The 12,268-nt window shown below is 34.5% G+C and carries 13 protein-coding genes; 11 read left to right on the top strand and 2 right to left on the bottom strand.

Annotated elements, in window-relative coordinates:
* Nucleotides 1–19 precede the first annotated feature (19 nt).
* Nucleotides 20–886 (bottom strand): RluA family pseudouridine synthase, encoded by an 867-nt coding sequence (locus ACRYLU_RS10805; protein WP_058205108.1) that lies wholly within the window; start codon nucleotides 884–886, stop codon nucleotides 20–22.
* A gap of 203 nt (nucleotides 887–1,089) precedes the next feature.
* On the opposite strand from ACRYLU_RS10805, the gene ACRYLU_RS10800 reads away from it, so the two are divergent.
* From ACRYLU_RS10800 to ACRYLU_RS10755, 10 genes are all read left to right on the top strand, one after another.
* The gene (locus tag ACRYLU_RS10800; RefSeq protein WP_021723060.1) at nucleotides 1,090–1,467 is read left to right on the top strand and encodes a pyridoxamine 5'-phosphate oxidase family protein; all 378 of its coding nucleotides are present in this window, start codon (nucleotides 1,090–1,092) and stop codon (nucleotides 1,465–1,467) included.
* A 112-nt stretch (nucleotides 1,468–1,579) separates the two neighbouring features.
* The gene (locus tag ACRYLU_RS10795) at nucleotides 1,580–2,011 is read left to right on the top strand and encodes a DUF3290 domain-containing protein (protein ID WP_010906308.1); all 432 of its coding nucleotides are present in this window, start codon (nucleotides 1,580–1,582) and stop codon (nucleotides 2,009–2,011) included.
* A 16-nt stretch (nucleotides 2,012–2,027) separates the two neighbouring features.
* A complete protein-coding gene (locus tag ACRYLU_RS10790; protein WP_012898614.1) occupies nucleotides 2,028–2,663 on the top strand; it encodes a DUF421 domain-containing protein in 636 nt (211 codons plus the stop codon).
* Nucleotides 2,664–2,968: 305 nt separating this feature from the next.
* Nucleotides 2,969–5,200, top strand: coding sequence for a PBP1A family penicillin-binding protein (locus ACRYLU_RS10785; RefSeq protein WP_021723062.1), 2,232 nt, complete (start codon nucleotides 2,969–2,971; stop codon nucleotides 5,198–5,200).
* Between the two features lie 101 nt (nucleotides 5,201–5,301).
* Nucleotides 5,302–7,119, top strand: coding sequence for an acyltransferase family protein (locus ACRYLU_RS10780; RefSeq protein ID WP_429915749.1), 1,818 nt, complete (start codon nucleotides 5,302–5,304; stop codon nucleotides 7,117–7,119).
* A gap of 40 nt (nucleotides 7,120–7,159) precedes the next feature.
* On the top strand, nucleotides 7,160–7,309 hold the full coding sequence (gene rpmG / locus ACRYLU_RS10775; protein WP_010906305.1) for a 50S ribosomal protein L33: 150 nt from the start codon (nucleotides 7,160–7,162) through the stop codon (nucleotides 7,307–7,309).
* Nucleotides 7,310–7,418: 109 nt separating this feature from the next.
* Nucleotides 7,419–7,613 carry a preprotein translocase subunit SecE gene (secE, locus tag ACRYLU_RS10770; protein ID WP_021723065.1) on the top strand — a complete coding sequence of 65 codons (195 nt, stop codon included), beginning with the start codon at nucleotides 7,419–7,421 and terminating at the stop codon, nucleotides 7,611–7,613.
* 197 nt (nucleotides 7,614–7,810) lie between these two features.
* On the top strand, nucleotides 7,811–8,368 hold the full coding sequence (nusG, locus tag ACRYLU_RS10765) for a transcription termination/antitermination protein NusG (protein ID WP_003129977.1): 558 nt from the start codon (nucleotides 7,811–7,813) through the stop codon (nucleotides 8,366–8,368).
* Between the two features lie 100 nt (nucleotides 8,369–8,468).
* A complete protein-coding gene (gene thrC, locus ACRYLU_RS10760) occupies nucleotides 8,469–9,959 on the top strand; it encodes a threonine synthase (protein ID WP_445080979.1) in 1,491 nt (496 codons plus the stop codon).
* Nucleotides 9,956–11,245: an MATE family efflux transporter gene (locus ACRYLU_RS10755; RefSeq protein WP_445080978.1), complete on the top strand. Its 1,290-nt coding sequence runs from the start codon at nucleotides 9,956–9,958 to the stop codon at nucleotides 11,243–11,245. The genes thrC and ACRYLU_RS10755 overlap by 4 nt, the downstream gene beginning before the upstream one ends.
* Before the next feature lie 39 nt (nucleotides 11,246–11,284).
* On the opposite strand, the gene mscL is transcribed toward ACRYLU_RS10755, so the two are convergent.
* Complete coding sequence (gene mscL, locus ACRYLU_RS10750; RefSeq protein WP_445080977.1) at nucleotides 11,285–11,641, bottom strand: large-conductance mechanosensitive channel protein MscL; 357 nt, start codon at nucleotides 11,639–11,641, stop codon at nucleotides 11,285–11,287.
* A 313-nt stretch (nucleotides 11,642–11,954) separates the two neighbouring features.
* Between mscL and rpsJ the strand changes: the two genes are divergently transcribed.
* Entirely contained in the window at nucleotides 11,955–12,263 is a 309-nt protein-coding gene (gene rpsJ / locus ACRYLU_RS10745) for a 30S ribosomal protein S10 (RefSeq protein WP_003129973.1), read from the top strand.
* Nucleotides 12,264–12,268: the final 5 nt, after the last annotated feature.

Here is a 12,268-nt window from a genome sequence, read left to right as displayed (position 1 = left end):
TGGTAAAAATCACTTCTTTTTATTTTGTTTTATTTAAAATGTCAAGAAAGCTAGTGCTAATTGCTGGAATTTCTAAAATTTTATTTTCAAATGGATGGGGAATAATAATTTTATCAGCATGAAGCATCATTCTCTCCTGTGATTTTTGACCATACAAAGTATCACCAATAATAGGGTGCCCCAGAGAAGATAAATGGACACGTATTTGATGAGTTCTTCCAGTATCTAAGGTACATTTAACAAGAGTTTTGTCAATAAATTTTTTGATAATCTCAACATGAGTCACTGCTTTTTGACCCTTTGCGGAAAGGATTCGTTTATTTTTATCATGGCGATTTTGACCAATGGCCCGATCAATGGTAAAGTGATTTTCTGGGAAATGACCTTTGACTAGTGCCAAGTATTCACGATGAATTTTATTGTCTTCAAACATTTTACCAAGAATAGGGAGAACAAATTGATTTTTTGCAAATAAAACAGCACCAGATGTTGCTTGGTCCAAACGATGAACGACAAAAACTTCCTGATTGATTGCCGCTGCAACATGATTTTGTAAGGCTAATTCATCAGGCGTATTTCCGTGGGTCTTCATTCCTTCAGGTTTATTAACAACAATCAAATGTTCGTCTTCATAAAGGATGTCAGCTAAATTTGCTGAACCGAATTTTAGAGATAAATTAGAGAAATCCTCATTATCAAAAATAAGAGTGATTTTATCTCCAGCATGGACGAGCTGTTTTTCGTTGATAAGCTTGTTATTGACTAAGCAATGTTTTTTCATTCTTAGAAAGTGTCTTTGTTTACGAGGAATGAACCAAGTTTTTTCGAGTAAATCAGAGACAGGCTCTTCTATAAAATTTTCGGATAAAATGAAGTTATATTCCATATTCACATTATACTATAAGTTTTTATTTGGCCCAAAAATATAAGAAACTGAAAGGGTGACAGCATCGGGATTATCAAGAGAATTACTTTTCAATTAACTCTAGGTTTGTTATAATCAAAGTATCTTCTTAAAAATACGTAATAAAGATAACTCAAAATGTAAAAAATAATAAATATTATGAGTGAATTATAGAAAGAGAAAAAATGCTAACAAAAAAATTTAAAGAAACATTAAAATATGAAGGTTCAGTTTCCCTCACTTCATGGGGAGGAGAGAAAAGTCCTCATGTTACAGGAACATGGATTTCTTATTTACAGCTTACCAGTGATGAACGAATACTGGCACCGGCAGCAGGGATGCATTATTTAGAAGATGATATTAAAGTGAATGATACAATTTATCTGATGCTTGGGGTTAGAGAAGTCGAAGGTAAAAATGGCTATCAAGGGATTGGCTTTAGGGTGAGTGCTAAAGCAAATCTTATCTCAAATGGCCCAGAATTTGAAATGATGAAAGAAAAGTATCCATTTTTGCGAGCAGTTCTTGAACTTACTCCAGTGGAAGTAGAACAACTATTATAAAGAAATATTTCATCTTAGAAGTTTTATTTATAAAATTAAATGAGGTTTGAATAATTATAAAATGATTTATTAATCATTTTTTTAATATAATAGTTATTAAGGGGTGAAGAATATGAAATTTTATGATATTGAATTTTTAAAATCGCAAGCTGGGCTTAGCGATTATCTTCGATATATCTTTATTTTTGGGAGTCTTGTAGTTCTTGTAATTGTATTTGCTATATATATTAAGCATAGAATTAAAACAAAGTATAGAGATCTTAGTATTATTTTATTATTATTTATTATTTTAGAGATCGGTATACAATATTCCAATTATCAAATTAATCAATCTAAGCATACTCAATCTTCACAGATGGTTGGATTTATTGAAAGAGTTGCTAAAAACGAAAGAACGAATAAAAATAATATTTTTGTTAATTCCACACAATTAGCTGATGGTGTGATTGTAAAGATAAAAGGTGATTATTATAAAGTTAATCTTAGTGCTGATCAGCAATCATATACCCTTACTAAAAGTTACTTGATTAATCCCGAAAAATAAAAAAATAGGAGTTATAATGCAATTATACAGCCCAATAATACTAAAATTTGCTTTAGGTATTATTTGTTTAATTATTCAAATAAATTTAATGGGGAAAGGTAATCTTGCCCCCTCATCAGCAATGGATCAAGTTCAAAATTATGTTTTAGGAGGAATTATTGGTGGAGTCATCTATAATGATTCTATTACGGTTTTACAATTTGTCTTGGTTCTAATCATATGGACACTGTTAGTATTAATTTTAAAATTTGCAAAGGAGCACAATCGCTATGTAAAATTAATCGTTGATGGTAAACCATTGACTCTGATTCAAGATGGAAAAGTGAGAGTAAATGAATGTCTCAGAAATGGAATCTCTGCTAATGAATTAATGTTTAAATTACGTTCCAACGGTATTTATGAGATACATAATGTTAAAAGAGCTATTTTAGAGCAAAATGGCCAATTGACATTGATTGAATTTGGTGGTGAAAATATTAAATATCCAATTATTGTTGATGGACAGGCTAATTTTGATGTTCTCGAATTAATTGATAAAGATGAAAATTGGCTTGAACAACAAATTAATCTGCAAGGATATAACCAAATTAAGGAAATTTATTTAGGGGAATACTTATCAGGTGAACTTAAACTCTACGGATATACAAAATAATATTAGAAAGCGAATACGCTTATTTTTAATTTAGAATTAGCTAAAATATAAATAGAATTTTGGTGCTAGAAGTGAAACAATTGAAAAATCTAGAGAAACCTTTATAATAAAACATAAATCCCTTTTGTTTTACAAACTTACATTGTAAGCCAAGGGGATTTTTGGTAAAATAATCAGAACTGAAAAAATGAAATTTAGGGACCTTACAAAGATGTAAGGCAAAAAAAGCAGAAAAGTATTAAAATAAGGTATTACTCTATTCATTTGAGTAAGTAAAGAAATAAAAAGCATCTGAGGAACGATATATGTCTGAAAATAATAATTTCAGTCGGCGTAATAAAAAGGAACCTAAAAAAAATAGTTTAAAAATTCCTAATTTACGCCCTAAAAAACAAAAAAAGCTTGAAGAAGAAATAGAAAAACCGGCTAAAACGAAGTTTGGTAAATTCATGAAACCAATTAAACGGTTCTGGAAACGTTATAATCTGACAAAAATCACAATTATTTTTGTCTTAGTAGCCATTGTTTCGACAGGTTCATATCTTTTTTACTTAGCTAAAACAGCTAATGTTAAAGTACTGCAAAGTTCTATTTCGGCACAAACAATTATTTATGACAAAGATAATAATGAAGCTGGAAATCTTTATGGTCAAAAAGGAACACCGGTCAAGATTGACCAAATTTCCAAAAATATAACAAATGCTGTTGTGGCAACTGAAGATAGAACTTTCTATAAAAATCATGGTGTTAATTTGAAACGTTTTGCTCTAGCAGCCGTTACTCTTGGGCGTTTTGGTGGTGGTTCAACAATCACTCAGCAATTGGCCAAAAATGCTTATTTGACTCAAGAACAAACGATTGACCGTAAAGCGCGTGAATTTTTCTTGGCACTTGAAATCAATAAACATTATAGTAAAGATGAGATTCTTGATATGTATCTGAATAATTCTTACTTTGGTAATGGTGTTTGGGGAATTCAGGATGCAGCTTTGAAATACTTTGGTGTTCCAGCAAGCGAAGTAACTGTTGATGAAGCAGCCAGTCTTGCGGGAATGTTAAAGGGGCCAGAAATTTATAATCCTCTTTACGAAAAAGGAAAATATGCGACTGACCGACGTAATACAGTTTTGCAAAATATGGTTAATGCTGGTTATTTGGAGCAGTCACAGGCAGATACTTTTATGAAAGTTGACTTACAAGCTCAATTGCAAGACAATTATCAATCTAAAAGTAGTCAATATAAATATCCAAGCTATTATAATGCTGTAATTTCTGAAGCGGAACGCAAGTATGGTCTGACATTACAAGAAATCATGAATAATGGTTACAAAATATATACGGGCATGGACCAAAATATGCAATCAGGCTTGCAAAAGACTTATTCTGACCCAAGTTTCTTCCCACAAGCATCAGATGGAACTTATGCCCAATCTGCTTCGGTTGCTATTGACCCTAAAACGGGAGCTGTCAATGCTCTTGTCGGAAATGTTAATACAGAAGGTTCAAATAGCTTTACTGATTATAACTATGCCACAATGTCTAAACGTTCTCCTGGTTCAGTTATTAAACCTCTTATTGTTTACGCTCCAGCAATTGAAGCGGGGTGGTCAATTGATAAAACGGTTGATGATTCACCAGCAGATTATAATGGCTGGAAACCAACCGATTTTGATAATCAATGGCGTGGAGAAATCCCAATGTATACTGCTTTAGCAAATTCATACAATATTCCAGCTATTAATACATATCAGGCGATTGGACCAAAAGTCGGAAATGCTTTAGGGCGTGAGTTTGGTTTAGACTTAAGTAGTAAAAATGATGTTTTACCGACGGCGCTCGGAGCTGGAGTTGAAACGAATCCTTGGCAAATTGCTCAGGCTTATCAAGTTTTTGCAAATGGTGGAGTGATGAATGATGCGCATTTAATTACTAAAATTGAAAATGCTGCAGGACAAGTTGTAAAAACAGCAAAGGTAACCAAAAAACGGGTTATTAGTAAAGATACAGCTGACAAAATGACTCAAATGATGCTGGGAACTTATACTAATGGTTCTGCTTGGAAAGCTTCACCTAAGTCTTATACACTTGCTGGTAAGACAGGAACCAATGAAGACCAAGACCAGTGGGTAGTAGGCTATACACCAGATGTGGTTATGGCACTCTGGGTAGGTTATGCGGATGGAAAATATAAACTGACAGGTTCATCAGAGGGGCAAACCTCAGTCATTTTCCGTCAGGAAGCTAGTTATATGTTGCCTTATACTAAAGGAACGGCATTTACAGTGAAAAATCCTTATGCCGAAGCGGGTGTTGCTGCACAAGAACCTTATTGGACTCAACAAAGACAATATCAAGATGATATTGTGGATCAAGAACAAGCGGAAGCTCACACGACTGGAAATACACCAGAAAGCTCTAGTTCTAGCTCTTCATCATCTTCAGATTCTGGCGGTTTGGACCTCGGAAAAGTGGGTAAAGATATTGGAGATGCAGCTAAAAATGCCTGGGATAAAGTTAAAGGGATTTTTGGCAACTAAAACTGAAAAAAGAGGTAGAAATATGGTAGAATTAGAGGTGAAGCGTAGTAGTTTTAAGACAAGAAAATTTTAAAGAATAAAGATAGAAATCGAGAAGAAAAATGAAGCGTTACGTCACAGGTTTTAATGGATTACGGACGATTGGTGTTTTAACAGTTATTCTATATCACCTCTGGCCAAACCATGTTCAGGGTGGTTTTCTTGGTGTCGTTTTATTTTTCGTACTCTCGGGCTATTTGGTGACGGATTCGCTCCTTCGTGAGTATGAAAAAAATAAGAAGATTAATATTTGGCAGTTTTGGGGAAGAAGATTAAAGCGTCTCTATCCATTACTAATTGCAATTTTTCTGCTTGTGACACCTTATATCATTATTTTTCAACCCAATTTGTGGGCGGGATTACGTTCTAATTTCCTTTCTGCTATATTTTCGGTTCAAAACTGGTGGCAGATTTCGCAAGGAAGTTCATATTTTGCTGATATTGCGGGTGCTTCACCTTTCAAACATATTTATTATTTATCAATCGAGGGGCAATTCTTCATCCTTTGGCCTTTGCTTTTGATTGTTTTGCTAAAATTTGTTAAAAAAAGAGGTCGGATTTTTGTCATTGCTAATCTTTTGGCCTTGATTTCGGTAATTTGGATGGCAATTCTTTTCGTTCCTGGAGCAGACCCAACGCGGGTTTATTATGGTACGGATACGCGTTTCTTTAGCTTAATAATGGGGGCTAGTCTTGCTTTCGTTTGGCCCTTGAATAAACTTTCTCATAAGGTTAATAAAAGAGCGGTTAAAATTGCATGGCAGTTGACTATTGGATTATCTTTGCTCTTGCTGCTTGCTTATATCTTTATGCCTGCTCAAGGGACATTTACTTATTATGGCGGAATGTGGCTAGCAAGTTTGGCCAGTGTGATAATGGTTGCTTTGGTGGCACATCCAAGTCTTCCGACTAACAAGCTATTTTCAAACCCTGTTTTTGAATATATTGGCTCACGTTCTTACGGAATTTACTTGTGGCAACTTCCTGTTTTTGCTTTCGCTGAAGCTAAGGTACTTGCTCCTACCGCTTGGTATAATTTAATTTGGCAATTGGCGCTCATTCTTATTCTGACGGAACTTTCATATCGTTTGATTGAGCTACCAACGCAACGCTTTGATTATAGTAATATTTTAGGAATTCTTCAAAATTTTGTTCGAGAAAAAGGTTGGAAACTTAAAAAGAATATTTTACCGATGCTCATTTCAGGGCTTGCTCTGATAAGCTTAGGTTTCATTATTTTTTCACCGCCTTCACCTCATGACCAACGAGTGATTGAAGAAAAAATAATGGCTCAACAAGTTGCCCTACAAAAGAAACAATTGGCTGAGGCAAACAACAAAGTGCCGATGTCCTTAAAGGCGGTAGCAGAAAAGTATAAGGTTCAACCTGTAGTTGCTGAAAAAGCTTCTCAAATGAATGTTCTAGCTCTTGGAGATTCGGTTATGGTTGCCGCATCTACAAATCTTCAAGAAGTTTTTCCACACATGTATATTGATGCAGCAGTTGGAAGACAAGCAGAGTCACTGGATACAGACTTAACGAATGCTAAATCAAAAATGCCTAATCCTGATGCTTATTTAATTGGTCTAGGAACAAACGGAACAATTAAAGAAGGTGAAATTGACGCAGCGATGAAAGTTGCTGGGAATAAACCTGTTTATTGGATCAATGTTCACGCAGACCGTGTTTGGGCAAAACCTAATAATAATTTGCTGAAAAAAATGGCAAAGAAATATAAAAATTTGAAAATTATTGATTGGAATAAAAAAGCATCTGGTCAAAGTTCATGGTTCTACAGTGATAATATTCATCCTAAAGGAACAGGGGCCGAAAAATACGCGGCTTTAGTAGCTAATAGCCTGACCGATGTGGAAAAATAGTTTGCGCTTCTAAATAATTTTTGATAGAATAAGAGATAATATGTTAAGAAAAGCTGGATTAGCGTGCACCATATGTGGTTCGCGAAATTATACCCTCAATCTTTCGTCAGTTGCGAAAGAAAAACGAGTTGAAGTTAAAAAGTTTTGTCGCACTTGTGGCAAACACACATTACACAAAGAAACGCGTTAAATTGTATTTACTTAATAGGATTTAAACACGTCGAACTGACATTCTGTCAGTAAACTTTTATAAGAAATGGACTCTGTCAGTAAATTTGTGACAGTGATAGGAAAAGATTATGTTTAAATTTATTGGTAGCATTATTGAAGAAATGAAATTAACCACTTGGCCAAGCAGAAAACAATCTGTTCGTGATTTTTTTATGGTCATTGAATATACGGCTTTCTTCTTGGTGTTCATCATAATTTTCGATTGGGTAACTCAACATGGAATTACATTTAGTGTTAACCATTTGGTACCATTTCTTAAATAATCTATAAATCTGTCAGTTTTGACAGATTTTTCTTTTCTAATTTTATTAAAAGTCCTTTTAATTCAAGATAAATATGATATAATAATATTATCTGATAAGGGCTTGGCCCTTTTTCTTGTACCCAAATTACTGACAGAATTTCTGTCAGCTGGGATTTTAACTGATTAAGTAAAAAAATAAATACAGAGGTATTTCAAATGGAAGATAATAATTTAGTAAGTTTTGACCAAGGTTGGTTCGTTATTCAAACCTATGCAGGGTATGAACGTAAAGTTAAAGAAGATTTGCTTGAACGTGCTGAACTTTATAACATGGCTGACAAAATTTTGCGTGTCGAAATTCCAACTGAGACAATTCGTACAGAAGTTAACGGCAAAATGAAAGAAGTTGAAGAAAACTTATTCCCAGGTTATGTTTTGGTTGAAATGAATATGACTGATGAAGCCTGGTTTATTGTCCGTAATACACCAAATGTTACTGGATTCGTTGGTTCACACGGGAATAGATCAAAACCTACACCACTTTTTGAACAAGAAATTCAAGATATTTTGGTTGGCATGGGCAAAGTTGTTCGTGAAATTGACTTTGATGTTTTTGTTGGAAAACGTGTTCGTATTGTTGACGGTGCCTTTTCAGGATTTGAAGCTCCAATCACAGAAATCAATGGCGACAAATTGACGCTGACTGTTGATATGTTTGGTCGTGCAACTCCAGTTGAATTGGACATGCACCAAATTGAAGATATTCAAGCCTAATTAAGTATTATAATAAAAAAAGCCACGAGATTCGTGGCTTTTTGCGAGTTTACAGAATATTTGTTATAATTATAAAAAATGTGATTGGGGAATAAATATCATGGTAACTTTTTATCAGTCAACACGTGATAAATCAAATAAAAAAACAGCGTCGCAAGCTATTTTGCAAGGTTTGGCAGAAGATGGTGGACTTTTTGTTCCCGTTGACTTTCCAAAAGTTGATTTAGACTTTGAAAAATTAAAAAACGCTTCTTATCAAGAAATTGCTGAACTTGTTTTGAAAGCATTTTTTGATGATTTTTCTGCTGACGAAATTAAATCAATGGTGACAAAAGCATACGGAGAAAAATTCGATAGTCCGGAAATTGCACCACTTAAAAGACTTGGGAATCACTACATTCTTGAACTTTTTCATGGTGAAACGATTGCTTTTAAAGACATGGCACTCTCTATCTTACCTCATTTAATGACCCAAGCGGCTAAGAAAAATGGTGTGACTAATGAAATTGTTATCTTGACTGCAACTTCTGGAGATACAGGAAAAGCCGCCATGGCTGGTTTTGCTGATGTGCCCCAAACAAAAATTATTGTTTTTTATCCCAAAGGTGGTGTCAGCCATATTCAAGAGCAACAAATGCTGACTCAAAAAGGAGAAAATGTTCATGTTGTTGGAATTGACGGAAACTTTGACCAAGCTCAAACAGCAGTAAAAGACATGTTTAATAACAAAGTTTTACATGATCAACTTTTGAAAAATAATAAACAATTTTCGTCAGCAAATTCAATGAATATTGGACGTTTGATTCCACAAGTTTCTTATTATATTTATGCTTACGCACAACTTGTTAAAACTGGTCAAATTACTGACGGAGAAGAAATTAATTTTTCAGTTCCAACAGGGAATTTTGGAAATATCTTAGCGGCTTATTATGCTAAAAAATTGGGCTTGCCCGTTCATCAGCTCATCTGCGCTTCAAATAAAAATAATGTGCTGACAGACTTTTTCAAAACAGGACTTTATGATAAAAATCGAGAGTTCTATGTGACAAGTTCACCTTCAATGGATATTTTGGTCTCTTCAAATCTTGAACGTTTAATTTTTGAATTAACTGACGAAAATGATAAAGTAACTTCAGATTTACTGACAGCCTTATCAGTAGAAGGGCATTATCAAATTTCTAAAGAAATGATTACTAAACTTCAGGGATTTGTGGCCGACTGGGCATCAGAAGATGAAATTTCAAAAGAAATTCAAGAAACTTTTGAAAATGAAAAATATGTTCTGGACCCTCATACAGCAGTAGCGAATTATGTTTATCATCAAATTCAACCCCAAGAAAAAACAGTTGTGGTCAGCACGGCAAGTCCTTATAAGTTTCCAAAAGTTGTTTTAGAAGGGCTTGAAAATGATAAAACAGAACTGTCAGTAAATAGAGACGATTTTGCTGCCGTTCAATCACTTGAAAAATTGAGTGGGATTCCATTACCAAAAGCAGTCATCGGACTTGAAGAAGCAGAAGTTCTACATCATACCGTTATTCCAGCCGCTGAAATGCAAAAAGAAGTAGAAAAATATCTTGGCTTAAAATGAAAACAAATAGAGAAATATTAAAATTCGCATTTCCAGCGATTATTGAAAATTTCTTACAAATGCTTGTAGGGGTGAGTGACACAATGATTGTTGCTCACCTTAGTCTTTCTGCCGTAGCAGCTGTTTCTTTAGCTAATAATCTCATCACGGTCTATCAGGCGATTTTTATTGCTTTGGGAACAATTGTTTCAAGTTTATTTGCCAAAGTGCTTATTGCAAAGAAGGTAGAGGAAAATCCGAAAAGATTAATTAATTCTGCTACCAAACTGACTTTTTTAATTGGCCTTGCCTTGGGGATTGTTTCAGTTGTGGGAGCACGACCTATTCTCTATTTACTTGGTGCTCGTCAGCGGGTTTTAGAGCTTTCCATTATTTATCTTAGTTTAGTAGGTGGCTTGATTGTCCTTTTGGCTTTAATGACGACTTTTGGAGCCTTTCTACGGGCTGATGGAAATACAAAGACACCGATGTGGGCTAGTTTTTTTGCGAGTCTTTTAAATTTGATTCTGTCAATTGTCTTTATTTTTGTTTTTCATTTAGGAGTGTTGGGAACAGCACTTGGAGCGGTTATTGCTAGATTTATTGGGACACTTTTCCTCTATTATAAGTTAAAAGATAAGCGACCCGATTTTCAATTTTATAAAGAAAAATTGGACCATCAATTGATTAAATTAAGTTTACCAGCAACTGGAGAGCGTTTGTCCATGCGTTTGGGCGATTTGCTCATCATGATGATTATTGTCAGATTAGGCGAACGTGTATTTGCAGGAAATGCAATTGGTGAAAGCATTACACAATTTAATTATATGCCCGTTTTCGGAATGGCCACCGTAACAGTAATTTTGGTAGCACAAGCAGCAGCTGAAAATAGTATTGAAAATGTTAAAGCTTATATCAAAAAGACCTACTGGTTAGCGACGCTTATGATGTTTGTGATTGGCTTGGCCCTTTTACTGACAGCCAATATTCTAAATCAATTTTTCACTAGTGACAGAATTGCCATGAATGCAAGTACCACTGTTATTTTGTTTTCGTTTTTAGCGACTTTTTTCGTTACGGGAGCAACAACTTATACAGCAGCTTTTCAGGGAATAGGAAACACAAAACTCCCATTTTATGCCACAACGCTAGGGATGTTTGGCATTCGCTTGCTTTTAGGAGCGTTTTTAGCCTTAGGATTAAAATTAGGGCTAGAGGGAGTTTGGTTAGCAGTTTTACTTGATAATCTCTTTAGATTTATTTTTCTCAAAATCAAGTTTAATCGAAGCCTCACAAGCAAAATTTAAAATAAAAAAATACTGACAGCTTTTCTGTCAGTATTTTTTTTATTGTTTTTTCAATAAATCGCGAATTTCTTGGAGAGTTTCCAATTCTTCGTTTTTTTGTTCTTCGACAGTTTCTTCTTTTTTAGGGAAGAGTTTGTTGATGAATTTGATAAGAATGAAGATAACAAAAGCTGTAATAATGAAATTAATGACGTCATTTAAGAATGCACCGTAAGTGAATTTTGTTTTTCCGACAGTTACTGACAAATGAGCAAGAGCAGTACTTTGAACAAACATTCCGATTAACGGATTAATCAAGTTATCAACTAAAGCAGTAAAAGCTGCCCCGATGATAACCCCAACGGCTAAGTCCAATACGTTCCCACGTAAAATAAAGTTTTTAAATTCCTTTAACATAAATCCTCCTATATAATAGTTTATAAATCCTTCAAACAAATTATACCAAAAAGTTTAAAGATGACAAAGTAAGCTTTCTTGTCATTTTAAGTAAATTCCTTCATTCCCCAAAAAAGATTTAGAAAGAATGAAAAAAAGTCTAAAAAGTCCTTGACAAGCCACATCTCCTTTGATAGAATAGACAAGTGCTGTTAAAAACAGTATGTAGCGACGAAACGAGAGGTTGCGACACACCCGAAGGTATTGCCATACCTAACGTGTCGGTTTTCCCGTGGAGCTAGCCTATTGAATACAATAGACGAGAGGAGAAAAAATGGCAACTAAAAAAATTCGCATTCGCTTAAAAGCATACGAACATCGTATCCTTGATGCAGCTGCAGAAAAAATCGTAGAAACTGCTAAACGTACAAACGCAGAAGTAAGTGGTCCAATTCCACTTCCAACTGACCGTAGCGTCTACACTGTTATCCGCGCGACTCACAAATACAAAGACTCACGCGAACAATTCGAAATGCGTACACACAAACGCTTGATCGACATCATCGAACCAACACAAAAAACTGTTGATTCACTTATGAAACTCGATTTGCCAAGTGGTGTAAACATCGAAATTAAACTCTAATTAAG

This window comes from Lactococcus sp. KTH0-1S (genome assembly GCF_052544945.1).
The sequence above is the reverse complement of the archived record's forward strand: the minus strand, read 5'-3'. Positions and strand labels throughout refer to the sequence as shown.

Excerpts from the sequence above, each read along its gene's own strand:
- ACRYLU_RS10805 (WP_058205108.1), bottom strand. The coding sequence starts at position 886 with ATGGAATATAACTTCATTTTATCCGAAAATTTTATAGAAGAGCCTGTC.
- ACRYLU_RS10800 (WP_021723060.1), top strand. The coding sequence starts at position 1,090 with ATGCTAACAAAAAAATTTAAAGAAACATTAAAATATGAAGGTTCAGTT.
- ACRYLU_RS10795 (WP_010906308.1), top strand. The coding sequence starts at position 1,580 with ATGAAATTTTATGATATTGAATTTTTAAAATCGCAAGCTGGGCTTAGC.
- ACRYLU_RS10790 (WP_012898614.1), top strand. The coding sequence starts at position 2,028 with ATGCAATTATACAGCCCAATAATACTAAAATTTGCTTTAGGTATTATT.
- ACRYLU_RS10785 (WP_021723062.1), top strand. The coding sequence starts at position 2,969 with ATGTCTGAAAATAATAATTTCAGTCGGCGTAATAAAAAGGAACCTAAA.
- ACRYLU_RS10780 (WP_429915749.1), top strand. The coding sequence starts at position 5,302 with ATGAAGCGTTACGTCACAGGTTTTAATGGATTACGGACGATTGGTGTT.
- rpmG (WP_010906305.1), top strand. The coding sequence starts at position 7,160 with ATGTTAAGAAAAGCTGGATTAGCGTGCACCATATGTGGTTCGCGAAAT.
- secE (WP_021723065.1), top strand. The coding sequence starts at position 7,419 with ATGTTTAAATTTATTGGTAGCATTATTGAAGAAATGAAATTAACCACT.
- nusG (WP_003129977.1), top strand. The coding sequence starts at position 7,811 with ATGGAAGATAATAATTTAGTAAGTTTTGACCAAGGTTGGTTCGTTATT.
- thrC (WP_445080979.1), top strand. The coding sequence starts at position 8,469 with ATGGTAACTTTTTATCAGTCAACACGTGATAAATCAAATAAAAAAACA.
- ACRYLU_RS10755 (WP_445080978.1), top strand. The coding sequence starts at position 9,956 with ATGAAAACAAATAGAGAAATATTAAAATTCGCATTTCCAGCGATTATT.
- mscL (WP_445080977.1), bottom strand. The coding sequence starts at position 11,641 with ATGTTAAAGGAATTTAAAAACTTTATTTTACGTGGGAACGTATTGGAC.
- rpsJ (WP_003129973.1), top strand. The coding sequence starts at position 11,955 with ATGGCAACTAAAAAAATTCGCATTCGCTTAAAAGCATACGAACATCGT.